Annotated in this window: 25 protein-coding genes; 6 read left to right on the forward strand and 19 right to left on the reverse strand. The window is 43.6% G+C overall.

The genetic code is table 11. The features are described from left to right. Nucleotides 1-60: 60 nt before the first annotated feature. The 3 genes from EL84_RS29285 to EL84_RS29295 form a co-directional block, all read right to left on the reverse strand. Nucleotides 61-1359 carry a response regulator gene (locus EL84_RS29285; protein WP_047844487.1) on the reverse strand — a complete coding sequence of 433 codons (1299 nt, stop codon included), beginning with the start codon at nucleotides 1357-1359 and terminating at the stop codon, nucleotides 61-63. Between the two features lie 8 nt (nucleotides 1360-1367). Then, on the reverse strand, nucleotides 1368-3236 hold the full coding sequence (locus EL84_RS29290) for a sensor histidine kinase (protein ID WP_047844005.1): 1869 nt from the start codon (nucleotides 3234-3236) through the stop codon (nucleotides 1368-1370). Nucleotides 3237-3327: 91 nt separating this feature from the next. Then, the gene (locus EL84_RS29295) at nucleotides 3328-4335 is read right to left on the reverse strand and encodes a substrate-binding domain-containing protein (RefSeq protein ID WP_036674465.1); all 1008 of its coding nucleotides are present in this window, start codon (nucleotides 4333-4335) and stop codon (nucleotides 3328-3330) included. A gap of 206 nt (nucleotides 4336-4541) precedes the next feature. Between EL84_RS29295 and EL84_RS29300 the strand changes: the two genes are divergently transcribed. Together EL84_RS29300 and EL84_RS29305 are read left to right on the forward strand one after the other, a co-directional pair. Continuing rightward, nucleotides 4542-5123, forward strand: coding sequence for a LysE family translocator (locus EL84_RS29300; RefSeq protein WP_047844006.1), 582 nt, complete (start codon nucleotides 4542-4544; stop codon nucleotides 5121-5123). A gap of 19 nt (nucleotides 5124-5142) precedes the next feature. Beyond that, entirely contained in the window at nucleotides 5143-5919 is a 777-nt protein-coding gene (locus tag EL84_RS29305; protein ID WP_047844007.1) for an AraC family transcriptional regulator, read from the forward strand. 127 nt (nucleotides 5920-6046) lie between these two features. On the opposite strand, the gene EL84_RS29310 is transcribed toward EL84_RS29305, so the two are convergent. Then, complete coding sequence (locus EL84_RS29310) at nucleotides 6047-6625, reverse strand: hypothetical protein (RefSeq protein WP_047844008.1); 579 nt, start codon at nucleotides 6623-6625, stop codon at nucleotides 6047-6049. A gap of 172 nt (nucleotides 6626-6797) precedes the next feature. Between EL84_RS29310 and EL84_RS29315 the strand changes: the two genes are divergently transcribed. Continuing rightward, nucleotides 6798-7463 (forward strand): phosphatase PAP2 family protein, encoded by a 666-nt coding sequence (locus EL84_RS29315; RefSeq protein ID WP_047844009.1) that lies wholly within the window; start codon nucleotides 6798-6800, stop codon nucleotides 7461-7463. 165 nt (nucleotides 7464-7628) lie between these two features. On the opposite strand, the gene EL84_RS29320 is transcribed toward EL84_RS29315, so the two are convergent. Then, entirely contained in the window at nucleotides 7629-9062 is a 1434-nt protein-coding gene (locus EL84_RS29320; protein WP_047844010.1) for a glycoside hydrolase family 1 protein, read from the reverse strand. A gap of 308 nt (nucleotides 9063-9370) precedes the next feature. Between EL84_RS29320 and EL84_RS29325 the strand changes: the two genes are divergently transcribed. Next, nucleotides 9371-10312: a helix-turn-helix transcriptional regulator gene (locus EL84_RS29325; protein ID WP_047844011.1), complete on the forward strand. Its 942-nt coding sequence runs from the start codon at nucleotides 9371-9373 to the stop codon at nucleotides 10310-10312. A 73-nt stretch (nucleotides 10313-10385) separates the two neighbouring features. Further along, nucleotides 10386-11201, forward strand: coding sequence for a class I SAM-dependent methyltransferase (locus EL84_RS29330; protein ID WP_036674482.1), 816 nt, complete (start codon nucleotides 10386-10388; stop codon nucleotides 11199-11201). A gap of 99 nt (nucleotides 11202-11300) precedes the next feature. Here EL84_RS29330 and EL84_RS29335 read toward each other — a convergent pair whose 3' ends face one another. The 3 genes from EL84_RS29335 to EL84_RS29345 form a co-directional block, all read right to left on the reverse strand. Further along, complete coding sequence (locus EL84_RS29335; RefSeq protein ID WP_047844488.1) at nucleotides 11301-12095, reverse strand: hypothetical protein; 795 nt, start codon at nucleotides 12093-12095, stop codon at nucleotides 11301-11303. 123 nt (nucleotides 12096-12218) lie between these two features. Further along, a complete protein-coding gene (locus tag EL84_RS29340; RefSeq protein WP_047844012.1) occupies nucleotides 12219-12635 on the reverse strand; it encodes a hypothetical protein in 417 nt (138 codons plus the stop codon). 287 nt (nucleotides 12636-12922) lie between these two features. Further along, nucleotides 12923-14203: a hypothetical protein gene (locus EL84_RS29345; RefSeq protein ID WP_047844013.1), complete on the reverse strand. Its 1281-nt coding sequence runs from the start codon at nucleotides 14201-14203 to the stop codon at nucleotides 12923-12925. 203 nt (nucleotides 14204-14406) lie between these two features. Here EL84_RS29345 and fabV point away from each other — a divergent pair, with 203 nt between their 5' ends. Beyond that, complete coding sequence (gene fabV, locus EL84_RS29350) at nucleotides 14407-15600, forward strand: enoyl-ACP reductase FabV (protein WP_047844014.1); 1194 nt, start codon at nucleotides 14407-14409, stop codon at nucleotides 15598-15600. Nucleotides 15601-15786: 186 nt separating this feature from the next. On the opposite strand, the gene EL84_RS29355 is transcribed toward fabV, so the two are convergent. From EL84_RS29355 to EL84_RS29385, 11 genes are all read right to left on the reverse strand, one after another. Further along, the gene (locus EL84_RS29355) at nucleotides 15787-17034 is read right to left on the reverse strand and encodes a DNA glycosylase AlkZ-like family protein (protein WP_047844015.1); all 1248 of its coding nucleotides are present in this window, start codon (nucleotides 17032-17034) and stop codon (nucleotides 15787-15789) included. Between the two features lie 49 nt (nucleotides 17035-17083). Further along, a complete protein-coding gene (locus tag EL84_RS29360; protein WP_047844016.1) occupies nucleotides 17084-17311 on the reverse strand; it encodes a hypothetical protein in 228 nt (75 codons plus the stop codon). A 120-nt stretch (nucleotides 17312-17431) separates the two neighbouring features. Continuing rightward, on the reverse strand, nucleotides 17432-18028 hold the full coding sequence (locus EL84_RS29365; RefSeq protein ID WP_047844017.1) for a restriction endonuclease: 597 nt from the start codon (nucleotides 18026-18028) through the stop codon (nucleotides 17432-17434). Between the two features lie 965 nt (nucleotides 18029-18993). Then, nucleotides 18994-19830 carry a class I SAM-dependent methyltransferase gene (locus EL84_RS29370; RefSeq protein ID WP_082219171.1) on the reverse strand — a complete coding sequence of 279 codons (837 nt, stop codon included), beginning with the start codon at nucleotides 19828-19830 and terminating at the stop codon, nucleotides 18994-18996. A gap of 181 nt (nucleotides 19831-20011) precedes the next feature. Continuing rightward, nucleotides 20012-20140, reverse strand: a complete 129-nt coding sequence (locus EL84_RS32355) for a class III lanthipeptide (RefSeq protein WP_200904552.1) — start codon at nucleotides 20138-20140, stop codon at nucleotides 20012-20014. Between the two features lie 36 nt (nucleotides 20141-20176). Further along, nucleotides 20177-20305: a class III lanthipeptide gene (locus tag EL84_RS32360; protein ID WP_200904552.1), complete on the reverse strand. Its 129-nt coding sequence runs from the start codon at nucleotides 20303-20305 to the stop codon at nucleotides 20177-20179. Between the two features lie 36 nt (nucleotides 20306-20341). Then, complete coding sequence (locus EL84_RS32365) at nucleotides 20342-20470, reverse strand: class III lanthipeptide (protein WP_200904552.1); 129 nt, start codon at nucleotides 20468-20470, stop codon at nucleotides 20342-20344. A gap of 36 nt (nucleotides 20471-20506) precedes the next feature. Next, a complete protein-coding gene (locus EL84_RS32370; RefSeq protein ID WP_200904553.1) occupies nucleotides 20507-20635 on the reverse strand; it encodes a class III lanthipeptide in 129 nt (42 codons plus the stop codon). Nucleotides 20636-20773: 138 nt separating this feature from the next. Next, a complete protein-coding gene (lanKC, locus tag EL84_RS29375; RefSeq protein ID WP_047844018.1) occupies nucleotides 20774-23383 on the reverse strand; it encodes a class III lanthionine synthetase LanKC in 2610 nt (869 codons plus the stop codon). 327 nt (nucleotides 23384-23710) lie between these two features. Beyond that, nucleotides 23711-24361: an ABC-2 transporter permease gene (locus EL84_RS29380; protein ID WP_047844019.1), complete on the reverse strand. Its 651-nt coding sequence runs from the start codon at nucleotides 24359-24361 to the stop codon at nucleotides 23711-23713. After that, nucleotides 24362-25213 (reverse strand): ABC transporter ATP-binding protein, encoded by an 852-nt coding sequence (locus EL84_RS29385; RefSeq protein ID WP_047844020.1) that lies wholly within the window; start codon nucleotides 25211-25213, stop codon nucleotides 24362-24364. Between the last annotated feature and the right edge of the window lie 12 nt (nucleotides 25214-25225).

Here is a 25225-nt window from a genome sequence, read left to right on the forward strand (position 1 = left end):
GAAGTAGAACACATCCATCTCATTTATCACATGTCTAAGTGAACAACTGTAATACGATATTTAATTCGCAGAAGGATGATAGGCTGTCCCCCCGTTTTTTCGATACTGCACAGGCGAAATGCCCATTGTTTTCTTAAATGCAGTGCTGAAATAATGTTGGGTATCATAACCTACACGCTCAGCTATGGTGTGGATCGGCAGTGTTGTTGAATCTAATAACTGTATAGCCTTGCGAATGCGAGCATGCGTGACAAGCGTGACAAAGGAATCATTCAGCTCTTTCTTCAGCACACGACTAAGATATACGGCAGATACTTGTAGACGGGAAGCAAGCGATTCCAGGGTCAGTTCCCGCTCGGCATATTCTTCGTGAATAAGTTGTCTTGCCCGGCGAACCAGAGGCGACAACTGTACTTCCCCGAATACCCTTTCACGGCAATGACGGTACGTATCCGGCGTTTCTTCCAGTGTCCCTGCATGTGTCTCCACATGAGCATGAATGGCAATATTCAGGCAAGAACTAATCTGCTGTTCCAGAAGGGACTCTATTTCTTCAGGGGCTTCCTGCCACAGACACATGCCGATCAACCCGCTTACGTCCCGAAACAGGACATGTGGCACGTCCCCCAGCAGTTCACTGATTATATTTTCCACTGCAAACAGAAATAACTGACGATCATTCTCTCTCAGTATCGTCTGACGAGCTTCAGCGGCAGGCCAGCGTACGACCCCGATCTGCACAGGTGGGACGGCGGGCAGCCGTAAAAACACAAGCTGCTCCGTCAGATCCCTCCCTTCAGCCTGCCCCTCCAGCCACTCCAGCATAAATCGCTGGCGAAGCAACGGGATATTACGTTCAATCTGATGAGCTGCCTGTTGTACATATGCCGTCCTCTGGTGCTCTTCAGTAAGTCGCTGATGCAATCGCTCAAGTGCAGCATATAATTGTTCTGCTTGCACAGGTTTCAAAATGTAATCCTCTACGCCAAGACGAACCGCCTCCTGCGCATATGCAAATTCATCATGTCCCGAGATGATCAGGTAACGACAGCAAGGGCACTTCTGCTGAAGAGCACGGATTAGTTCGATTCCGTTCAGGAATGGCATATTCATATCAACGAGAACAATATCCACACCCAAGTCAGCCGCCCGTTCCAGCGCTTCCTCGCCATCTTCCGCTTCACCAACAACCTCCATCCCGAGAGTTATCCAGTCAATGGCATCCCGAATCCCCTCACGAATGATCGGTTCATCATCAGCGATGAGCACGCGGTATTTCTTCGCCACATCGCTATCCGGCGTAATCTCCATTACTGTAGTCAATGCGGATGTCTCATCTGTTTCAGTGGAAGTTGTCACGGCCGATTTCATGAATTTTCCCATTCACTCTCCTGCCTCTCTTCGTTATTGAATTGCTTGGTTGGTGGGAGCTCTCGCATCAACGGATGAATGATGGTCACACTCGTTCCTTCACCTTCCTGGCTCTCCAGCACAATTCCGTACTCATCACCAAAGGACAGCCGAAGACGGGCCTGCACATTCAACATTCCATAACTTTTGCCTGTCATCCCAGGCGAAGACGCTTCCAAACTTGCCAACGGAGCTTCGAGCAACTGCTGCATCTCGGCAAGCCGTTCGATGGACATGCCTGCTCCATTATCATGAATGGTCAGCAGCAGTCTGTTATGTTCCAATCTGGCCTCCACCCTAATGTGTCCCGGCCCACGCCTGCCCTTGATTCCATGATAGATTGCATTCTCTATTAGCGGCTGAAGCAGCAGCTTTAACACAAAAAGGTCCCGCATTTCCTCTGGAATATTCAATGTATACTGAAGACGATCGCGGTATCGTGTCTGCTGAATTTGCAGATAGCTGGTCATATGCTCAATCTCCGAATGCAGCGGAATGTAATCCTGTCCTTTACTAAGCCCTATGCGAAATAATCGAGATAACGCGCCAACCATGCCGGATACATCTTCTGCACCCTCTTTGCGTGCCATCCAATGAATCGTATCCAAGGTATTGTACAAAAAGTGTGGTTTGATATGCTCCTGCAAACTTCGCATTTCAGCGTCGCGCTTCTGCCGCTCCCGCAATTCATTAAGTGATATCAGTTGTCGAATCTGTACCAGCATTCGGTTATAACTGTTGCCAAGCATGCCAATCTCGTCAGCCCGGTCGCTCCAGCGGCCTGGTCTGAGATTGCCGGTCTCCGCCCTGCGCATATAGGACATGAGCCGGAAAATGGGCTGAGCAATGGAACGGGAGAACCATAAAGAGGCGCTCAGGCCAAACAAACACACCACAAATACAAAGCTAACCACGTAAAACTGGATTTGGCGTACTTCGGATATCGAGTCTCTTGTGGGAAATACCCCTACCGTTCTCCAACCCGTAAAGGTAGACGACTGATACATGAATAATAACGTTCCACCTTCTGTATCGGCGGTAAACGTTCCACTCTCACCGGAGGGGAACCAGTCTGTGGGAATGTGTTCTATTAGCGGATGCTCCGGCTTGTATACACTTTGACCTTCTGCATCCGTCACCATCACATAACCGGATTTCCCCAAGGTTACATTACGGGCAGCCTGAGAGACCGACCTTAGTTTAAGATCAATCATAATAACCCCCCGCACACGTCCTGACGCTTCATCCGTTATGGAACGTGCAACCGATACAATCTCATCATCCTTGTACCGTACATGTGTCGTGAGATTACGCTCTTTCGACTGACCCAATACCATGAAGATGCCCGGATTGGCCGAAGCTTTTTGATACCAATTTTCCTGGATCAGGCTCTGCTCCGTTCGGGGATACATCTCGTTGCTAATATAGTCACCACTTCCATTGACAAGAACAATCCCGGCGATTTCAGGATACAACGTTGTGAATCCCTGCAAGGTTTGTTTGATGCCATATAACCGATTTTGCTCCGTTTCGGCATTGGTGTCCATGTTCATCGGTTCGATACCTGCTTCATCATTCAGTGGCATTTTGTCGTTCATAAAAGCATCAATATCCGGGTCAAATGCAATCAGATAGGTCATATTCTGCAAATTCTCCATTTTGCTGTTCAGAGCTTCATTCACTTTGCCAATCAGTTGCATGGTATGCCCTTCAACCTGTCGTTCAACAACCCGCTCCACCGTCCAGTTCACAAGCAACCCAAGCCCTACGGAAGGTACAATGGCGAATAACAGAAAAAGCAGCATCAGCTGGTACCGAAGGGGCATATTACGCAAGCGCAAACGCCGAATCCCGTTCCTGAAAGTGGAGAGAATTGTTCTCCTGCTCCAAGGCCTTGGACTCTTGAAATCCCCCTTGTTATTTGGCATAGTAATCATCCACATCCGAGCGTGTCACCACAGAGATCCCTGTGTCCACCATCACGGGAAGCGGTGCATTTTCACCGGATGAGGATGGGGCAGGAACCGTTAACTGGTGATGCAGATGGAACAGATACTGGAGTGACCAATATCCCATATTCCAGGTTCCCTGTGCAATTGTAGCTGAGATCGTACCGTTCTTGATCATATCCAATGTAGTCTTATTTGTATCAAACGAAATAATCTGCAATGGATGTCTGTCCCCGGCAGTTTGAGCGGCTTCCCCCGCTCCTGCCCCTCCGGTAGCTTCAGTCACAAAAATTCCCGCCAGCTCGGGATGTTCCTTCATCATTCTGATTGTTTCGTCTCTGGATACCATCGCATCACCGTGTCCGTCTGCAACTTCAACAATCTGCATGGAAGGGTATCTCTCCTTGATCGTATCGCGGAAACCCTTCGTGCGCTCTTCATGATTTTGTTGTCCGGGCAAGGTTAATACCGCGACCTCTCCCTCACGACCCAGCAGTTCAGCCATTTTATCGGCAGCCATTACACCCGACTTGTAATTATCTGTCCCAAGAAAAGAATAGGCCTGGCTATCGGGTGCATCCGCGTCAAATAATACAACAGGGATATCTGCGTCGATTGCCTTGTTAATCGCTGGAACTAACGATTGAGGATCGATTGCAGATATAGCAATGCCCGCGGGTTTACGAGCGATAGCCTGCTCGATCACCATGGTCTGCTCCTTCGCATCATACCGGGTAGCCCCGCGATATTCTACGGTCACGCCAAGTGCATCCGCGGCATCCTCGAAACCTTTGAGCGGGCTCTTCCAATACTCCAGCCCGGACTGGAATGTAATCATGATATACGTCTCTCCGATATCACCGCGCAGCCCACGGTCCTCCCACGAACTGTTTACTTGACTGGTGTATTCGAATCTCAATACATACAACGCAAATGCTGAGATTAGCAAAATGTAAACAAGCAGCATTTTTTTCATTCCGTTCACTTCCTCAAGTCGTCTGATCACCTTGTACATCGTCTAAATTGTAAACGCAATCATTCAAAAAGAAAACTCCCCCTTAGTTTTTATAAGCACGCTCCTGTTGCCAACCGTGTACCTGCTGCAATAATGTACTATATGGTTTCTCCCTCTGGACGTATGATCATGGGACTAAACTACAACCAGAGGAGAGCATCATCCTTATGAATCTTGCATCTTTTTTAATCTACTGCATCGTCGTAACATTTACCCCCGGCCCCAGCAATATCGTAATTCTTTCTTCTACACAGATAGTTGGCGCACGAAAAACAATGCACTATGTATGGGGAGCTACGCTGGCATTTGGTCTGCTGCTTACCGCCTCAGCTTTTCTTAATCAGCTTCTTGCGGGAGTGTTACCCGGAATTCTGAAGGTGATGCAGATTGTCGGCGGCCTGTACATGGTGTATCTGGCGTACCAGATCTACAAGATGGGTACCACCGAGGATGCACCGAAACAAGTTACCGGATTCTGGAACGGTTTCATCATGCAATTTGTGAATCCAAAGGTCGTCTTGTTTACTTTCACTGTCATTCCAAGTTATGTATTGCCCTTTTATCAAAGTTTATTTTCTTCGTTCCTGTTCGTGCTGCTCATTACCTTCATTGGTTTTCTGGCCTATTCCAGTTGGGTTGTTTTTGGCACGGTTTTCAGAACGTTGCTAAATCGCCACCAAAAATTACTGAGTATTCTCATGGCACTTTTTTTGTTATACTCAGCCATTATAGTATCCGGATTAATCTAAAGCTTGGGAGGTGTGCTGCATGGAACGGTTTAACTATAAAAAGTCGCAAGACGTGCTGGCACTATCCGCCAGCTTTACTGATTTTGCATACAAAAAACATTGCCATGAAGAGTATGCAGTTGGCGTAACCCTGCGTGGCATTCAACAATATAACCTGGACGGACAATATCAGGCGTCTCACCAAAATGGTGTCATGTTGTTTAACCGTGAACAGTCCCATGATGGAAGCTCCTATGATAAGGCTGGCATTGACTATGTGATGCTGTATTTGAAGCCGGAATTGGTAGAGGAGATTATCGGCAAAAAGGAATTGCGTTTTGGAAGTCCCATCGTCTATGATCCCGAGCTTGCACGTAAGATCCTGATGCTGAACGATGCCGTTCAACTCAGACAGGACGAAGCCGAGTGCAGCGAACGGGTCTTCGATCTCGTTCACCTGCTGGCTCAGAAGGAAATGGACACCAAGCTCTGGTTGCCTCAGGACAACCTGGTCCGCAAAGCCAAGGAGATCATGTTTTGCAGCACCGAAGATGTGCTCAAGTTGGACAACCTGAGCTCCGAATTTGGCATGTCCAAGTTTCAATTTATCCGTGAATTCAAAGCACAAGCAGGCATATCCCCTTACCAGTTTTTCTTAAACTGCAAAGTAGAGCGTGCCCGTCAATCCATCGAAATGCAGAAGGACGTATATACTGCTGTTGCCGATTGCGGATTTGTCGATCTGACCCATCTAAACCGACATTTCAAACGGGTATTTGGTGTCACAGCTTATGAATACATGTTGCAGCTAAACTAGCTGCATCGGATCGATAATCTCGACTCCAATTGGATACAATTTTGACGCCACTCCTGAAAATCCCCGTATAGAACGTAAATGTTTCTTAACGTTCTGTACGGGGATTAGCTTTTTTTCCGTTGGGCAATCAGATTCTTTTCTTTCGTCTCCAGGTCCACACGACTGCCAACGCTGCCAATACAATGACTCCGCCATATAAGATGAGATAGAGAGGCCCACTTCGCCCACCACCATCATTGGTTTCTCCAAAATCTTCTTTACTTACAAGCTTGCCCGCGCCCAGCAATTTCAGATCGTCTCCGGCTTGTTCAATTGGAACATTGCGACTGCACAGATTCGTATGAAGCTTATGATCCACTTCATATTGATAAGCATAGATCAGGTAGGATTGATTCTTTTCAAATTGAATGCCACAGGATTCAGATCCACCGTCACTCGCGAGGATTTTCATCTTTTTGGCATTAACCCCCTTCCATGCAGTATCTACATCAAAGGTATACTCTCTTAATAAGCCATCATGCTTCGACTGTTGAGAACGTCCCTTCTCCACCACTTCTCCTGTAAATACAGTTGTGTTTGTCTTCAATCTCTCCTGAACATCACTCTCGACACAACTGCAAGCATACACTCTCTCTCCTGGAAATAGAGCTAACCCAGACGTAACCAACAGTAAGATCAACATGCACATCACCAAACGTCGTTTCATTCCGACCGCTCCCCTCCTACATTCTCTGCTTGAATAAGCGTTGTTAAGGTTACATATTTTTATTGCTGCTATATTTATTGTAAAATTATAGCACAATACAAATATCGTTATGTCCGACATACACAAGGACACAACATACGAAATCAACCATCACGGAGGAACTCAACATTTGATGCACAACTGGAAAAAGAATATCTCCTTCCCGCTGCTCGTTGCAGCGTTATGCATGATCGCCTTTATAAGCATCGCCCTGTCCATCAGCGACAACCAGATTCATCGATTTGATGACACGCTGATCGGCTGGATTCAGGGGTTGGAATCCCCTGGTATGACACAATTCATGCACCTTTTTACCTGGATCGGCAGCGAAATGCCAGTGGTCTTCATTACCATCATCGCCATGATTGTGTTGTACGTTTGCCTGCGACACAAACGCGAACTGCTCTTTCTGGCTTGTGTGCTTGCAGGTTCAACCCTGTTAAATGCATTGCTCAAACTGGTATTCCAGCGTGCCAGACCTACCATTAACCGGATTATCGAAGTGAGCGGCTATAGCTTCCCCAGTGGGCATTCTATGGCAGCATTTAGCCTGTACGGTGGACTGGCCTTTCTAATCTGGAAACATGTACCCACCGTAACAGGACGTGTGCTGATGATTGTTGCCAGCGCCGTATTTATACTGACCATTGGTATAAGTCGTATCTACTTGGGGGTGCATTATCCAAGTGATATCGTAGGCGGATACTTCTTGAGTGGTTGCTGGCTCTCCACATGCATATGGTTTTATCGGCGGCATTTGGAGCGCATGTCCCATCTGCAAAGCAGAAGGTTGGCCTAGGCGGCCCGCTATGGAACTACACAAAGAAATACCCGGCTTTCCTTAACTGAAGGATAGCCGGGTATTTTTTATATTCATATATAGTAGTCCTGAACGAGTTCAGGACTACATGGACCGCTTGTCCCATTTATGGGAACAGGCGGGTCTGGTTATTTTTAAGCCAATTTATAACTCTTCACCATTGGATTCAATGACTTTTTTGTACCAGTGGAAACTCTTCTTCGGTGTTCTGCTCAAGTCTCCGTTACCGTCGTTGTCCTTGTTGACATGAATGAAGCCATAACGCTTCTTCATCTCTCCAGTGGATGCACTAACCAGGTCGATACATCCCCACATGGTGTAGGCAATCAGATCTACGCCGTCAGCTACCGCTTCTTTCATCTGTTCAATGTGACCTTTCAGATAATCAATGCGATAGTCATCTTGAATGGAGCCGTCTTCCTCTACCACATCAACAGCACCCAGACCGTTCTCAACCACCATCAGTGGAATCTGATAACGATCATACAGATGATTCAGCGTGTAACGCAGTCCTTTTGGATCGATCTGCCAGCCCCAGTCGGAAGCTTCGAGATATGGATTTTTGATACCGCCCAGCAGATTACCTTCTGCTCTCTCGAGGGACTCGTCCGCACTTTCAACCAAAGACATATAATAACTGAAGGAATAGAAGTCTACGCAGCCTTCACGCAAAGTCTGCTCGTCTCCCGGTTGCATCTCGATCTGGATACCTTCTTCGGCGAAGAAACGTTTGGCGAATCCAGGATACGCTCCACGAACCTGTACATCACCGCAGATCATATTAGAGATTTGGTCTTTCTTCTGTGCAAGCAACATGTCGTCCGGGTTACATGTGTTTGGATAGGTGGTCATGAAAGCGACCATACAGCCAATTTTGAAATCAGGGTTGATCTCATGTCCCAGCTTCACCGCTTTGGCACTCGCAACGAATTGGTGATGTAATGCCTGGAAACGAGTCTGTGGATCATCCACTCCGTCGACCAGTGTCTCTTTGCCTTCAAACAGAATACCTGCAGCCATATATGCACCCATCGGCATCGTCAGACAGTTAATTTCGTTGAACGTCAGCCAGTATTTGACCTGATCCTTGTAACGGTTGAAGAGGGTTGTACAATAACGGATATAACAGTCGATGACTTCACGGGAAGCCCAGCCGTTATACTTCTGTGTCAGACCGAATGGCGTTTCATAATGGGAGATCGTTACGAGCGGCTCAATATTGTACTTTTTCAACTCGGCAAAAACATTATCGTAGAACTGCAATCCCTCTTCGTTTGGCTCCAGATCATAACCGTTTGGATAGATCCGGGACCAGTTGATGGACATGCGGAACATTTTGAAGCCCATCTCTGCCATCATGGCAATATCTTCTTTGTAATGTCCATAAAAATCAACCGCTTCATGGCTCGGATAATACGTGCCCTCTTCCAATACAGGCGTAATCCGGCGTGGGGTCGTGTGGGTTCCCCCTGTCATCATGTCAGACGTGCTCGGCCCTTTGCCACCTTGATTCCATCCACCCTCGAATTGATTGGCAGCCGTTGCGCCACCCCAGTAAAATCCTTCTTTCATTGTCATGACCAGTTCCTCCTTAATAATTAACTCATTTCGGTATAAAGTGCTTGATATTATGCGAGTAGCCGTTCCGGTCACGAATCGTTCTTCTGATCGCTGTTATCCTCGGATTTCTTTTATTCCCATTTCTAAATGGAAAAATCTCATGATAAATGCGAACACTTCGTTTCTTCAGAATCGATATCGTCCCCTTCACTACTCCCCAATAAATGAAGAACAAATTATAAATCTGAGTCAAAATGTCTTGGTAAGACTTTTACACCAGTGTACCACCCATACCCTGACACCTGTTGTCATGGTATAATCAGAGCATGGAAAATAACCGACTATTTCGAATGTTGCTTTTGTTATTGGAGAAAAAGAAAGCCACTGCACCAGAACTCGCCCGTATGTTCGAGATTTCTGTACGTACGGTGTACCGCGATATCGACCGGCTGAGCGCTGCGGGCATTCCCGTCTATACAACGACCGGCAAGCATGGCGGTATTCATCTTATGGACAACTATGTCATGGACAAGTCTCTGTTGTCTGAAGAAGACCAGAATGAAATTTTGATGGGACTATACAGCATCAGTGCGATCCCACATCTTAACAGTGCCCATATGCTACAACGGCTAACCGCCCTTTTTGATCACAAGCTGGATTGGATCGAATTCAATTTCTCACCATGGGGCAGCATCCCTCTGCAGGAGAGAGAACTGTTCAATCAGGTGAAGCAGGCTATATTAACGAATCAACTGATTACGTTTCATTATGTTAATTCGGATGGTGAGAAGAGCATTCCGACCGTGGAGCCACAGAGACTTATATTCAAAAACAGTACGTGGTACTTCAAAGGATATATCCATGATGACCCTGATCGGAAAGAATTCGAGACATTTAAGATGAAACGGATCACCCAGTTGACTTTTCTGGCGAGAAAACACGATCACTCTGTTACTGCCGGATCAAACGACCCTGAATCAGAAGCAGCTCCTGTCCTGACTCCTCTTACACTCTCGTTCTCCAGCAATATTGCATACCGAGTGTATGATTTTTTCGAACCCACCCTCATTAAAAAAGAGCCTGATGGCAGGCTCCGTGTTTCTCTCGAACTGAATGTAGGGGAATGGCTCTACTCCTTCCTGCTGTCGTTTGGTTCCGAGCTGACCGTAATCGAGCCTGTTCATGTTGGACAGGAATTGCTCAGACGTCATATCAAAGCCGTTGAACATTTGCAGAACGTCATGAACAAACTTCCCAACAATGAATGATATAATATAGACCTATACAACTTTTGATCACAGCTGACTCTCCGTCATCCATCTGACCGAAGGAGGTTTATCCATGCAAGACATTAGACGCAACAATGTGGAACGTTTCAAAGGTTTTGGTACGTTATACGATCAGAACCGACCAGCTGCTCCCACTGAGGTGGTGGATATTCTAACGACATATCTTGGCAGCACACCGCGTATGGTCGCAGATATAGGCTGTGGCACCGGCTTATCCTCGTGGATCTGGCTTAATGAAGCTGAACGTATCATCGGCTTTGAACCCAGCGATGACATGAGGTCTGTAGCTGAATCCAAGTGGGAATCTGCCGGGAAGCCGGATAACCTGCGGTTTGTGTCCGGCTTGTCTCACGACCTCGGACTACCAGATGGCAGTGTGGATGTGCTGACCTGCTCGCAATCGTTTCACTGGATGGAGCCGCAACCCACACTACGCGAGTTTGCACGTGTACTTCGTACAGGGGGCATATTTGCAGCCTACGATTGCGACTGGCCGCCAATGTTAGACTGGCAGTTAGAACAAGCCTATCTGCAGCTGAATAAGGAAGCAGATCAACGAGCAGCCAGTCTGGCTCCCCAGGATAGTCAGGCACACAAATGGAGCAAGGATGGGCATTTGCAGCAGATTCAGCAGTCCGGGCTATTCCGATATGTCCGGGAAATCGTATTTCATCACCACGAGACATTCACAGCCGATCGATATGTCAATCTCGCCCTGAGCCAAGGCGGCCTGCAAACGGCGTTGAAGCTCGGAGCGGATGATCTATTAACAGCTGCTGACGAGTTCAGAGCGCTGGCTAATCGTGTATTTGATGGAGAATCCAGAAAAGTACTCTTTTCTTATCGCATGCGCCTTGGTATTGTTTGAAAACCGTCCGTTGCTTGCATCTCTCATACATACCAAATGAAATAGGGAGGTCCTACACGTCATAAACATGACCTGTAGGACCTCCTTTTGTCTACATCCTCAAGAAGAGAATAAGTCACTTAATTGTCGTTCCTGTACATTCAATGCCAACACCAATTTTGTTGGGTCTTGTCTTGAATAGATGACGTTAATGATATGACCTTGCTGCACCTGCGGCAGGGCAGATGACAAAATCTCTTTTTGCGTTGTTACATTGAAGGTTTCACCGTTCGTTTTCGTTATGCTGAGTTTGAGCTGAAGCTTGATCTTGTTACTGCCTCCACTTCCAAGTGGAGTGACATCAAGGATCTTGGCCATCGCTTTTTCCCCTGTTCTTGCAATATCCATCATTTCAGGTGATACCCCTTGCTGTACCATCTTTTCATCCAACAATTGCTGCATATCCTCCTGTGATAATTGCCCCTTCAGATCAAGTCCTACCTTGCGCTCATCCTTTACGGAGACCACTAACGGAATGAAACTGCCCGGCTGAAACTGTGCCATGGAGGTCAGTGGAATGACGCTTTTCATCTCCGTATCGTATTTCTCCCTCCCCTTACGCGAAACCGTCAGACCCAATCGAACCTCAGGCTGTTCATTAATATACGTCCCCGTCTGTTGTATAGTCTTAATGACCCCAACTGCTGGTAAACCTGTCTTCACTCGACCTACGCCAAAAATATTGCTCAAAATCGCAGGAACAAAGATCAGTGCAAACCCGGCAAAGATCGCCGGAGTGTACCACCATGCCTGCATAATCATAAACGGATCATTCCACAGCTGCTGTGCCAGAAATGGGGAGAACCCCACCCCGAATACAGTTAATACGCCAATGAATCTCAGGAAACCTACCATATGATCCACCCTTTCTTAATCCTTCTCTTAATATCTCTATCAACACCTCGAATAATATATCTATTATTCGTTGTTATACGCATTATTCAAATAGAGTATCACTGTGCTATAACCAAATACCTTCTAGATGGACATTAGCCCCATGTAGATCAACTCGGACGGATTTGCTGGATTTTGACCTAGTCCCACTCGATCACCTACTCGTGGAATCTGCATTTTGGACACCAGTGTCTCTAATGTTCGCTGATACTGGTTGCCATTCGTTTCTGTCACATCCAATACAAGCACAACAATCGGATCAAAGTTGATCAGTTTGCCTGTATCGGTGATTGTCACCACCGTAGCCGTAGCTGTTAAAGGCAGAGAACCACTTGCCGCCAACTGTGCCTGCTTTGCCGAATCCAGACTTTGGTTGATGGCCTCCCGATGTTCCTTTGATACAAAACCTTTCATCATCATGCCAGTGAGTCCTTTATTCATCATTTTATCCGCTTTAGCAATCGCATCTTCCTGTTTGTTCTTTTTACCGAACCATCCCATATCAAGCACCTCATTTGTTTTATTTGTTTTTATTTATGATTATAGTTAAATTATAAACACCGTGACTTGTCCTTGAATACCCTTCTGGCGGCATACAAAAAAAACGAAAAATCCGGCAATTGAATTACGGGATAATCGTTTCTTTGGTAAGGAAGTATGCTAATTCCGCAAAAAAAGATCTGCTAATCCGATCTTCATTTCACGATTGACGGCCATATTTTGTGCCGAGTGCTTTGGCAATGCACAAAATCATGCCTTAATCAGGCTATTGCAAGCCGATTCTCACTCTATTTTTTGCGTAACAGATAGACCAGCTTCCGATAATACATCGCGGCTTCTTTGTATTTACGCTGATCCTCAGATACTACGGCCATCCCTTCATATAACGGTTCAAGCCGCATGACATGCTGCGCGGATTCAAAATAAGGCAGACACGCAAGTGCCCGCTCCATGAAAACTTCGCGATCTCCATGCGCAAGAGCCAGATGGCTCTGGTAAAAGGTTGCGCTCATCTGCTGGTCCTGTGTTGTTGCACATTTCAAAAGTTGATCTACACTCTGCGCGAGCACGCCCCAGTTCTTCCGTGCCAGAGCTACTTCGCATCGATACACACTGACGAGCGGCTGCATTGCGAGCTGTGTTTCTTCCGTTTCCTGCTGCAATAGCGATTCAAATCGTTCAATCTCCGCCTGTGCCTGATCCAGTTCACCTGTCATCGTTAACATGACAATCCGATTGTTGGCAATCGCCGTCACCAGATCTCCCTGGTTGCCCGCATACACGAGGTTTGCCTCCGCCATCGTTAATGCCGAGAGTGCCTCCTGAACCAGCCCCATCGCGAAGCAATAACCACTATATGCCACATATAACCCGGACAACCGATGGAACATTCGCTGATCATAGACATGACGCATTGTAAGCTCGAATACCTGTTTTGCCTCTTCATACTGTTTGACCTGGATGTAGGCTTCCATCTTGATATTTTGCACAGACAGCCAGAATTCACTGCCAGGAAGCGCCAGCTCACTGAGCCTGGTTGCATGAGTTAGTACATCCACAAAAGCCATTTTGGAGCGATAATATTGTATTTTATAGAATAAAAGTGCTTTGACTAACGGACGCGGCAAATCGATATCGTCTGGACGACCGTATTTCTCCAAGTAAAAATTGAGGTAGGACGTATGTATATACTCATGAGCCGTTGCATCGTTTAATTGCTGATAATAGACCGCCTTCATCAAGGCCGTTGTCAGCTCAACGGTCAGCGTGTCATCCCGATCTGCCAGTGCATGCACCGTATCTTCGGATATCGCCGACGCTGGAACAGACATTTGTTCAAAAACGACCTCTGCCCGTTCAATTGTATCCTCGTCCTGAGCCGCAGCTTTTAGAATATAGGTAGGGGATACCCCAAGACGCCCGGCGATGGCTTCTGCCAAGTCCTCAGGTAGCGGATAACGATCCGCCAGGATATTGGCAAAGTGGGCCTGCGTGACTAGACCTTCCACAAGGTCTTTACGGGAGATTTGTTTTCTTTTGCTTAGCAGTTCAATGCGTTCCTTCAGCATGGTATCCCTGTCCTTTCTATCCTCACAAGCGAGTACATTCTATTCACATCATCGCAAAATTAGAGATATAACGCCACCCTTCCGGCGAAATCAAACGAAACGGTTTCCGTTTCCGAGGTAATTGTTTTACAATAAGAAAGTATGTGTAAGAGCATTTTATCGAAATGCTGAAACATGAGCTGAATATGAAAGGATGCAAATAAATGATTATTAAACCAAGAACACGTGGTTTTATTTGTACCACTTCCCATCCTGTAGGTTGCGCTGCGCAAGTGCAGGAACAGATTGATTATGTGAAATCCCAGCCTAAGCTGAAAGGACCGCGTAATGTGCTCGTGATCGGTGCTTCCACTGGATACGGTCTGGCGTCACGCGTTGTTTCTGCCTTTGGAGCTGGAGCGAATACAGTCGGCATTTATCGTCCAAGCAGTTCCACAGAGAAACGTACGGCGTCAGCAGGTTGGTACAACTCCGCTGCATTCGAAAAAGCCGCTGAGGAAGCAGGCCTGAAATCGTACAGCATTACAGGGGATGCATTCGCAAACGAAACACGAGACAAAGCCGTTGAACTGATTCGCAGTGAACTCGGTCAAGTAGATCTGGTCGTATACAGCGTAGCCTCGGCACGCCGTACTGATCCAAACACGGGTGAAGTATTCAACTCTGTACTGAAGCCTATCGGACAATCCTACACGAACAAAACAGTAAACTTCCACACAGGCGAAATCAGCTCCGTTACCCTTGAACCGGCAAACGAAGAGGAAATTCGTCAGACGGTAACTGTTATGGGTGGAGATGATTGGGAACTGTGGATGGATGCCCTGCAACAAGGCGGCGTGCTTGCTGACGATGCAACAACCATCGCTTTCTCTTACATCGGTCCTGAACTTACTCATGCCATTTATCGTGATGGTTCCATCGGTCAAGCCAAGAATCATCTGGAAGCGACAGCACACAAGCTGAATGATCGTCTGAGTGCCAAAGGTGGACGTGCGTACGTAACTGTAGCCAAAGCGTTGGTGACTCAATCCAGCTCCGCGATTCCAGTAGTGCCGTTGTATATCTCAGCATTGTACAAAGTCATGAAAGAAAAAGGCTTGCACGAAGGCTGCATCGAGCAATTGCAACGTTTGTTTGCTGATCGCCTGTATGCGGGGGGAGAAGTTCCAACCGATGCCGAAGGTCGCATTCGTATTGACGATTGGGAGATGAGAGCTGACGTTCAGGAAGAAGTGGCGAAGCTCTGGAATGAGTTGACCACAGAGAACATCTACGATCTGTCCGATCTGGAAGGTTACCGTCGCGAATTCTTCCAGCTGTTTGGTTTTGAAACCGATGGTGTGGATTATGAAGCAGATGTTGATCCCAACGTTGAAATGCCTCATCTGGTGAACTAAAGAAGTTTTGGCGTGGACGTGAGCTTAGGTTTTTTGTTTTCGTTAGCACTTCTGATGTCATGCTCTTAAGATATGTTTTTAAAATCAATGAAGGAGGAGCCGTTTGGTTCCCCCTTTTTTGTCCTTTTTAGATCTGTTCATCCATTCCAATCTCCGTACTCTCACACTCTTTCGTGTATCCCCTAATCAAATCGATTTAAGCATCTTTTTCAGCTCTTTTGGTACCGTCTTCTCAATAGAGATAGAACGCGCTCCATGCATGGACGCAAAGAATTGAAGCCCCTCCCGAAAATCCGTGATCCATTCCTCCAGAGGTGGAGCAGTAGCCTCCATCGATAACAAACGAACGGTGAGTACTCCTGTTTTGCGATCAAGTCGTGGGTCCATACGTCCAATCAAGCGATCACCGTGAAGAATAGGCATGGCATAATAACCGTAGGTTCTTTTCACCTCTGGCGTGTAAATCTCCCATTTATAATGAAAATCAAATAAATCGACAATACGTTCTCTTCTCCATAACAGGTTATCCAGCGGCGGCAGGAAACGTACCGGGCCTGACGGATCATAGTCGGCCTTGGCTGTCTCCAAATTCAACAGCATTTCTTCATCTTCTGTACGAATATAATAAGGCGTGGCCACGTCCTCCACCTTAAGTGGGATCATTCGCCCATCTGACACACGGGCAGCAATATCGGCGCGTCGTTCAGCCGCTGTAGATTTTAACCAACCCAGACGGGGATCACGGGCATCTACGACACGATACGCATGAATGTATTTATCCAGCAGAGCCTGTCTCTGGGCCAACACATCGATGTCTTCTTTCATCGTAAGTCCCTGTTGTTGCAATCCGGATTCGGTAATATGAAAATAACGTTCATTCCCCTGCCGCGCCACCACACGAATCACAGCGGAGTCCAACAGTAGATTCAGAGCAAGTGTGGTATCCTTGGTCTTCGGCACATCTGCACTGTCCCAATAACCACTTACCCGTTCAACAGCACGAAAGGCTCTGGAAGGTAAAGGTCCTTCTTCCTTCAAACGTTGTAACACATGCTGCACTGTCTTCTCCAGACCTTGTAAGGACGGAGCCAGACGCTCCCTTAATCGGGCACGCACAGGTTCAAAGAGAGCATAGTCTTCCATTGGAATGACACAGGCAGCATTTGCAAAATATTCAAACACCTTGTGATCACTCAGCAGCGTATTTAAGCTGTCAGCATTATAACCAGGGTCACGAGCCCCCAGCACCAAATGCTGGTTTCCAGTTACAGCAGCCACAGGATCGATCTGCACGCAACCAAGGGAGCGGATCAGACTCATAACCTGTTCGGGTCCCGAAGGTAAGGAAACTGCGGGCCAACGTCCCAGTAAATCTTGCGTTTGTAGCAAAAAACGCCGAACGATTTTTTTATTCATGTGCAGCGTTGTTGTCATATGTATAGGTTCTTCCCTTCATTTAGTGTATAAAATTCTATCGTCCTACTTATCCAGCAATCCGCGCCTCACAGACAAAATAAAAAGAAGCACCACCATCCTGGATGATCTGCTTCTTGTGTTTGACCTTTTGCAATTTTTCCTGCTTCGTAGGTATGAGGCGTACATGCTGGGATAACGCACCATAATCTCCGTTAACTCTTCGGCTCTGTTCCGAGCACCACTTGCCTGACCGCTCTGCTTTGCGTAATGCTTTTTGTGTTTGTGTACGTGCCATAATGGATCACACACTCCTTTGGTTGATATACACTCAATATATCATGTGCAGCTACGCAAGTGAAGGTGCTTCCTACTGGAATGGGCATATACCTCATTAAAAAGGCTTCCACCTAAATACTTAGCGGGATTGCCGCTTTCGCCGGGACTGCCACGTCTCAATTGGTTCGTGGTCATCTTCTTCGATCAGTTCCAGTGCTTCTTCCACTCTTCTGGCTTTGAATAACAGAATTAATTCCATCAGGTCTTCCCGGTCCAGCAGCTTCACTCCATTAACCGCTGCAAGCGTCCGACAGGCTTCGGTGTAACGGGCGGACGTTAATACAATCGACCGGTCGGCTTCATAATAACGCATCGATGTATATATCTCCTGCACAGCACTCAATCCTACGGGATGGTTCGCACCATATCGCTTCGCTTGTATCACACTTCGTCTGCCGAGTCTATCAACAAACACCAGATCTGCCCCAAAATCCCGGCTGCTTGTGGTTTTATGTACCTTGCTATAACCAAGCTGCTGAAATAAATGATACAAATACAATTCGAATTCCGATCCATCCTGCATTTTATCAATATCCTTGATCGTAATCTTGCGCGGGTTTGCTTCACTTCGTATACGCTGCCCTCGCCGAATGAATCGTCGAATAACCCAGGCCACGAGCAACAATAAGACGATAGCGCCAATAACCACCGTGCTCATATTTTCATTCCAGTTCATATCTGTTCTCCTTGTCCGCTTCTCTATTCTTTCTGGCTGCTGTCTGTATTATATCAGTTTAACTAATGAATCTTTACACTGGCACTTCGGTGACAGAACAACCTTCCGATCGCTGTTATCCCCAGATTTTTTGATCCCTTCATGAAAAGGGGAAATCCGGGGATAAAGGCGAACGCTTTGCTTCTTCAGGTTATTTCTGCCCTCTCCGTTATCGTGAAAATGTTTAGTTGAACTGATATAGCCAGCATCACCGCAATAAATATAGCAGACTTATCTCTTAAGCGGAAGAAAATGAATGCCCTATAACCGTTACACTTCGTCAAACAATTATTATACTAAAGGCTCTAATCAGGTAGCCGATCTCGTCCCGTCCCTCCTGAATATCAATCAGGTCAAAGCACTCATTGTTCAACCTTGTCCATATGTTTCGACAATTTGCGAATCCGGTAATAATAGAATCTGAGAATGATATAGATCAACGGCGAAGACGCTACGACACTGCCCTATTGAATGTCCAAAATCTTAATATGTACATGATTTCCCAATTCGTTTGGTAAAAACAAAAGAGCCACGTAGTCGCAGCTCTCTACTCTTTTGGTATCGTCCTTCACTTCTTCACATTGAGGAGAGCATGAACTCCAGCGTATATGAATGAAACATTCAGCAGATGAAAAATGTCATTCACATATACAATTGGAAAGGAAGCAGATCGTATCCTCAGGTATCTCATAGTGATAATCAGTAAAGAATCGCAATGAAAAACCATACTCTGTTCGAAAAAAGGCCGCCCGTATAGGAATTTTCCAACAAATAACATAACAGCCAATACAGCAAGCCAGGCTGCAAAATTTATTCAGAATCAGTCAAGGTACTAGGGCATAGAAATTTTGGAATTCGAGTCTCTCTGGATTGTCCGATGGCTTAATATAATTGGTAAACATTGATTTTTAATTATTCTACTATTTTTATTTTTTCTTTAGAATCACCGCAAAGGAATCACTGTCCACTTTGTATTCTCCGCCATTAACATCTGCGTACACCTTTTCGAGAGTAAATCCAGACTCATTCACTTCTTTTTCTAAACTTTCAACAGTAAAATGTTGATTCCAGTAGTTATAATTGACTATTTCACCATCAGCAAAAACTAGAACATTTTTTGACAAAGTAACATTATTTGGGTATTTCATTGAAGCGTATAAGGTTAAATGTTTCCTATCCGAAAATGGACTATCTTTTCTAGATAAGCCCCACATAAAATTTTGTTCGAATTTTTCATAACTAGTCTCTGATAACACATCCAATAGAACTATTCCTCCAGATTTTAAACCACGATGGACATTGCTAAGTATTTTTTTTCTATTCTCTGGACTAAAGACACTATATATTTGATAAATGAGTAGAGCTACATCAAACTCATTTTCAATCTCAATGTTAGTAATATCTTCAATCCTGTAATCTATCGATAAATCCTTTTTTTGTGCTTCATTAGCTGCGTATTCAATTGATTTTTTATTAAAATCCACACCAACAACCTCATATCCCTTAATAGCTAATTTTTGGGAATAGAGGCCTGGGCCACAACCTAAATCAATTACTTTTTTAAGTTTTGCTAATGGTGCAATTTCACTAATAAAATCAACAGTTTCATCAATAAAGCTGCTCTCCCTGCTACCCCCAGGAATATTCTCATCAAAATGAGCTTTCAAAACAAGATCAGTCCGATCAGAGTCAAGCCAGATTTGTACCGTTCCTTCCTCAAATGGCTCAGGCATTTTTGCTATTTCTAATAATTTTTCCATCATTTCCCCACCTTTATTGAGTTTTGATAGTTTGTGTGTAATCTAAAATGGTATGTTGCTTAGCTGAAGATCAGCTAAGCAACCAGTAAGTATCACTTTGTATACCGAATAGCAAAGTCGTATAATTGCATAAATTTTCAAAAGTCTAACTCTATGTTTAATTTCATATTCAGGGTGATCTCTTTTAACAATGGTTACTTATTGTCGAGTTAAAAATTGTCACTGTCCATGTTGTTGTTATTGTTGCATCCACGGCTTGGCCTTTACCCTCTTTGTCATGCGCTAATTTTTGTAATTCCAATACGGCGTTCATTGTCTTCACCTCCTTTACTTAATTGAGATCATTCTTTTAACAATGGTTACTTATTGTCGAGTTAAAAATTGTCACTGTCCATGTTGTTGTTATTGTTGCATCCACGGCTTGGCCTTTACCCTCTTTGTCATGCGCTAATTTTTGCAATTCCAATACGGCGTTCATTGTCTTCACCTCCTTTACTTAATTGAGATCATTCTTTTAACAATGGTTACTTATTGTCGAGTTAAAAATTGTCACTGTCCATGTTGTTGTTATTGTTGCATCCACGGCTTGGCCTTTACCCTCTTTGTCATGCGCTAATTTTTGCAATTCCAATACGGCGTTCATTGTCTTCACCTCCTTTACTTAATTGAGATTATTCTTTTAACAATAGTTACTTATTGTCGAGGTAAAAAATGTTACTGTCCATGTTGTTGTTATTGTTGCATCCACGGCTTGGCCTTTACCCTCTTTGTCATGCGCTAATTTTTGCAATTCCAATACGGCGTTCATTGTCTTCACCTCCTTTATTTAATAAAAGCATACTTTTAGCAATTGTCACATGCTGAAGTCGGAAAAAGTGTTACTATAATCGTTGTTACTTGCATCTATTGCTTGACTTTCACCATCTGTGTCATACCCTAATTTTATTTAACTAGTTATTGATAGATCCTTTGCTATTGTCCTTGTTAGAAATTCATCTGAATTAACCAGCGGTAACCAATAGAGGGGGTTATCTTTGATGATCCCCATTAATGCTAATATAATTCCTGAACTTCCTGTATAAACATCATCAGATAATCTATAAGAAAATTGACCTGGATATACGCAATATTCATTTTTATCAATTAAAAAGATATGAAGTAGATTCAATACCTCTTTAAGAACTTCTTCACGTTTCTCCCCATGTTTTAATAGTGAAGGTAGCAAAAGAAAACTGCCCGCCCCATCGAATAAGCCTCCACTAATTGTGGAACAGATCCGTGATAATTTTGTAATCGCATTCATTTCTTCTTTATAAAAATCTTGTCCACTTACATGGTTTAAAAACCATATTGAAATACCAATTCCAATAGATCCTCCAGAGAGATATGGCAATAAGCGATTTCTATCATCCAATGTTTGTAAAGATCTCGTTGATTCATCAAATGTTGTCTGTTCTAAATCTTCCTGTATTAACTGTTTTGCTTTTTCTAAATACAGATTATCATTGGTGGCTGCAAACATTGCGGAATAGAAGAGGGATACACCTGATAACCCATCAATTGCGCCTATACCTACTGCCATCCAGTCATTAGTGCTTAACCGCCCATCGTTATCTCGATTCATTTCAACTAACTCTTCAACTTCCTTTGCAAACTTCAAATATTCATAGTTTCCTGTCTCGAGATACAAACTAATGACGAATAAACCGATTCCTGAAAGACCTGAGCGTAAAGAAATATTCGTTTCGTTCATATTACCTCTCATATTTTTCAATTCATTTAAGACAACTTCCTCATGACCTGTATCATATAGCAAAGCCAATATTCCTGTTTTTCCAGTAAATAATCCATTGCCTTCAATTTGAGATAAGTGATCCAATAAAAAGCCTTCAATCCACTTATTCACTTCTACAATACTGGTATTATTTTTAGTAAGCGTAAACGCAGCACCACTTCCCCCAGTTAAAAAGTTAAATTCTCCCCCGCTCATCTCAAACTGACGAATATCACCGTTAATGAACCTTTTATCATTTGTTAAATTACTTTCAATGCCTTTTATTAACTTATTCGTAATAGAAGATATGTTGAAGTCACTTGATTTATCAGCAAGGTTAATTTCTTTAGGGAAATACTCCTGATATTCTCTTATTCTTTTGTCGCAGCGATCTTGTAAATCTACAATAAATTGATAAAATGAATCTTCATAAATCTCTTTTATCCATCTAAAGTGATTAGATTGCAGATACTCGTCTAAAACTTCCGAAGATAGGACTGGAAGCGCCAAATACCTTATCAATTTCTTCAACCCAAACCAGTCCCTCGCGCCACTAACCTTCATTTCCTGCGAAGCAAATCCAATTGTCATCATATTGGGTTTGTCTTCAGAGTTTACAGGCATAGCTGTTTCAAAATCGATTAACTTTACGGTTAAGTCTTCGGATACCATTATATTCGCTGGTTGGAAATCACCCATAGCTATTTCGTTAGTATGCATCTGGTCTATCAGAGTAAAAAGCTGTAACAGTATCTTTTTAACATTTTCAGCGTGATTTCTCATACTTTCACTATCTCTGAAAAATGGGAAGTTTTGAGCAAGCCAATGCCTTAAATCTCCTCCTTCGATGAATTCCTCCACCAAAAAGTAATGTTCCCATTCTTGAAAATACTCTATCAAACTAACAACGCCGGGTACATCTTTAAGTTTTACTAAGGCATCATATTCCTTTATTTGCCTTGATAAGGAATCATTAGCTGCCCCATCCAAACCTGCATTTGGCCTAGCTTCCTTGATGATCACTCTCAAGTTATCTTTCTTTCGAATGGCACGGTATACCCCACCCGCGTTACTATAGCTAAGTGCGGTTTCAATCTCATACCGCTCTAAATTGCTATCCCCCTTAGTTTCTACGTCATCAGAATTATTTAACGTATTTAGATAATCGTCGAAACCCTTCACAAAGTCAGGAACCTGGTAAAAGGGAGTTCTTTCATCTTTAATTAAATTGCCTTGTCCACCCTTAATACAATGTTCACCGTATTCATTATATATACTTTTAAATCCTCCATATCTGTAAAACACATTGCTGTTTTTCCATCTCTTATCACTAAGTATATATGGCCCTTTTTTAAACTCCTGGGTTGCTAAAGATATCATTTCTAACAATTTGATAAAGACCTCATTATTCACAGGGTATATTGTTATAAATTTTCCAGAAGAAGCACGATTAGCATTCTTCGAATTCACCTTGATAAAACTTTGCCTATCCTTAAGGTGCTTGAACTCAATCCTCTCATCTATACATAACCTAGAAACCTTATCTAGTATGCTTTGTGATTCTTCAATTAAAGCTGTAACATGAATTTTCCATCCCTGATCTGGGAGTCGTGAACCCTTAACATGATAGTGCTTCCAAACCGAGTTAGTTTCTGAAATAACAGCATATAGTTCAGGAATGTCATTAAGTTCATACGTATTAGTGTCTCCTCTTGATTTTAGTTTTCCGTAATATTCAGAATTCGGTTTCAAGTACTGATGGTACAGCATATTACCTTCCATAAAAATTCCTCCTAGTGTTATCTTATGACTCCATTTGCATATTTTCATGGACTTAAGAACTTACATAGAATTTCTTTATAGCCCATTATAGTTGTTATGAGAATAAAAAAGTTGAATCAGCCTTCTTTAAAAGGATGGGACCTCTGCTTCCCGCATCCTAATGCAAGGCTATGATGATTATGTGCCGCAAGCGTGGTACTACTGAAAGTCTTTTCGCGGTCACATAAACCATCAAGATAAGTTTTTCACACCTCAACATACTCTTGCTCTTCATTTGGTTACATAACAATATGATCATGAAAATATTTAACTACTTTATAATTAGAACTAAAATTCCTTTTTTTGGTATATAAAAACAGCGGAAAATAAAGATACAATATAGGCTATAACACCAATTATTAAGTAAATGATCGGAACATATAGATCTAGATCATTCGAATTCGACAGTGTTAATAGTTTTGCCAGATAACCAACTATGTCTTGTGAAACGATAGTAACTAGAATCGCCCCTCCTACACTTCCCATTGTGATAGAATCAGATTTTTCCGGACCAAAGATATAGTAGAGGGGAAAATTTATCGCACCAGTAAAAAGAACTGCAAAAGTCCCAAAAAAGATAGAGTTGAATTTACCATCTATTTGTGTGTCTGAAATTAGATCATATATATAAAAGATGCCATACGATAATAGAACTCCGTAAATTACGACCAAAAAATAGAAGAGGTAGTGACTTTGTACAATATTACTTCTACTAACTGGTAAAGTAAGCACATATTTATCATAACCAGACTTACCTTCAAACTTTATTACGTCAAGTGCAGACATTACCATAAGCAAGATATTTAACATGGCAACTAAACGGTGCATTGAAGCATCTGCAAAAGTCAGAATGATTCCTGACAATAAAATGGCTAGTCCCGTGTACAAAAAAGAACTTCGATAAACTAAGTAGTAACTTGTCAATAATAACCCTTTCATTTATTCATTACTCCTTGTCAGTAATAAACTAATTTCTTCCATGGAAATGGGTTTAGTCACAATTTCATTGGGTAACTTTTGTTTATCTGATACAAGTACATTATAATATGAATCACGGTTTCTTTTAGCTACCACTATATCTTGGTTAAGTGAGTTTAGTGTCTTCTCATCAATATCTACAATCGCATAATTTTCAAAAACCTGATCTTTCTCTTCATTTAGCAAAATTTCGCCCTCCTTTATAATGACAAGATGGCTAGCTATTTTCTCAATATCACTCATGATATGAGAGGAAAGTAATATCCCTCCATTTCCTTTACTCGCAAAATTTTTTAATTCATATAACATTTCCTCCCTTGATGAGGAGTCAAGTCCTCCTGTCGCTTCATCTAGTAGTAATAGTTTCGCATTATGCGACAACGCAACAGCTACTGACAGTTTCATAGACATCCCACGTGAGAATTTATCCACTTTTTTATCGATAGGTAGAGAGAAAGAAAGAATTAATCGATTAAAATTGTCCTGGTCCCATGAGTCAAACATTTTGTTAAACACTTTATTCAGTTGTTTTATAGTAAGATGTGCCGGTAAATTTGCAGCATCAAATACGACTCCAATCTTCTCTTTGATCTTGGGATGTTTATTTATATTTTCTTCACCAAATATTTTAACTGTACCGGCATCTTTAGAAACTAATCCCAGCACTATTTTAAATGTTGTTGATTTGCCTGCACCGTTATCACCAATGAAACCAACAATTGATCCCGACGGGACATTAAATGAAATATTCTTTAAGACAACTTTGTCATCATATGATTTCCCAAGATTTTTGATTTCTAAAAGACTTGACATTCTCTCACTCCT

The organism is Paenibacillus sp. VT-400, from assembly GCF_001029205.1.
GTDB classification, from domain to species: domain Bacteria; phylum Bacillota; class Bacilli; order Paenibacillales; family Paenibacillaceae; genus Paenibacillus; species Paenibacillus amylolyticus.

Excerpts from the sequence above, each read along its gene's own strand:
- EL84_RS29290 (WP_047844005.1), bottom strand. The coding sequence starts at position 3,236 with ATGCCCCTTCGGTACCAGCTGATGCTGCTTTTTCTGTTATTCGCCATT.
- EL84_RS29295 (WP_036674465.1), bottom strand. The coding sequence starts at position 4,335 with ATGAAAAAAATGCTGCTTGTTTACATTTTGCTAATCTCAGCATTTGCG.
- EL84_RS29300 (WP_047844006.1), top strand. The coding sequence starts at position 4,542 with ATGAATCTTGCATCTTTTTTAATCTACTGCATCGTCGTAACATTTACC.
- EL84_RS29305 (WP_047844007.1), top strand. The coding sequence starts at position 5,143 with ATGGAACGGTTTAACTATAAAAAGTCGCAAGACGTGCTGGCACTATCC.
- EL84_RS29310 (WP_047844008.1), bottom strand. The coding sequence starts at position 6,625 with ATGAAACGACGTTTGGTGATGTGCATGTTGATCTTACTGTTGGTTACG.
- EL84_RS29315 (WP_047844009.1), top strand. The coding sequence starts at position 6,798 with ATGCACAACTGGAAAAAGAATATCTCCTTCCCGCTGCTCGTTGCAGCG.
- EL84_RS29320 (WP_047844010.1), bottom strand. The coding sequence starts at position 9,062 with ATGACAATGAAAGAAGGATTTTACTGGGGTGGCGCAACGGCTGCCAAT.
- EL84_RS29325 (WP_047844011.1), top strand. The coding sequence starts at position 9,371 with ATGGAAAATAACCGACTATTTCGAATGTTGCTTTTGTTATTGGAGAAA.
- EL84_RS29330 (WP_036674482.1), top strand. The coding sequence starts at position 10,386 with ATGCAAGACATTAGACGCAACAATGTGGAACGTTTCAAAGGTTTTGGT.
- EL84_RS29335 (WP_047844488.1), bottom strand. The coding sequence starts at position 12,095 with ATGGTAGGTTTCCTGAGATTCATTGGCGTATTAACTGTATTCGGGGTG.
- EL84_RS29340 (WP_047844012.1), bottom strand. The coding sequence starts at position 12,635 with ATGGGATGGTTCGGTAAAAAGAACAAACAGGAAGATGCGATTGCTAAA.
- EL84_RS29345 (WP_047844013.1), bottom strand. The coding sequence starts at position 14,203 with ATGCTGAAGGAACGCATTGAACTGCTAAGCAAAAGAAAACAAATCTCC.
- fabV (WP_047844014.1), top strand. The coding sequence starts at position 14,407 with ATGATTATTAAACCAAGAACACGTGGTTTTATTTGTACCACTTCCCAT.
- EL84_RS29355 (WP_047844015.1), bottom strand. The coding sequence starts at position 17,034 with ATGACAACAACGCTGCACATGAATAAAAAAATCGTTCGGCGTTTTTTG.
- EL84_RS29360 (WP_047844016.1), bottom strand. The coding sequence starts at position 17,311 with ATGGCACGTACACAAACACAAAAAGCATTACGCAAAGCAGAGCGGTCA.
- EL84_RS29365 (WP_047844017.1), bottom strand. The coding sequence starts at position 18,028 with ATGAACTGGAATGAAAATATGAGCACGGTGGTTATTGGCGCTATCGTC.
- EL84_RS29370 (WP_082219171.1), bottom strand. The coding sequence starts at position 19,830 with ATGATGGAAAAATTATTAGAAATAGCAAAAATGCCTGAGCCATTTGAG.
- EL84_RS32355 (WP_200904552.1), bottom strand. The coding sequence starts at position 20,140 with ATGAACGCCGTATTGGAATTACAAAAATTAGCGCATGACAAAGAGGGT.
- EL84_RS32360 (WP_200904552.1), bottom strand. The coding sequence starts at position 20,305 with ATGAACGCCGTATTGGAATTGCAAAAATTAGCGCATGACAAAGAGGGT.
- EL84_RS32365 (WP_200904552.1), bottom strand. The coding sequence starts at position 20,470 with ATGAACGCCGTATTGGAATTGCAAAAATTAGCGCATGACAAAGAGGGT.
- EL84_RS32370 (WP_200904553.1), bottom strand. The coding sequence starts at position 20,635 with ATGAACGCCGTATTGGAATTGCAAAAATTAGCGCATGACAAAGAGGGT.
- lanKC (WP_047844018.1), bottom strand. The coding sequence starts at position 23,383 with ATGGAAGGTAATATGCTGTACCATCAGTACTTGAAACCGAATTCTGAA.
- EL84_RS29380 (WP_047844019.1), bottom strand. The coding sequence starts at position 24,361 with ATGAAAGGGTTATTATTGACAAGTTACTACTTAGTTTATCGAAGTTCT.
- EL84_RS29385 (WP_047844020.1), bottom strand. The coding sequence starts at position 25,213 with ATGTCAAGTCTTTTAGAAATCAAAAATCTTGGGAAATCATATGATGAC.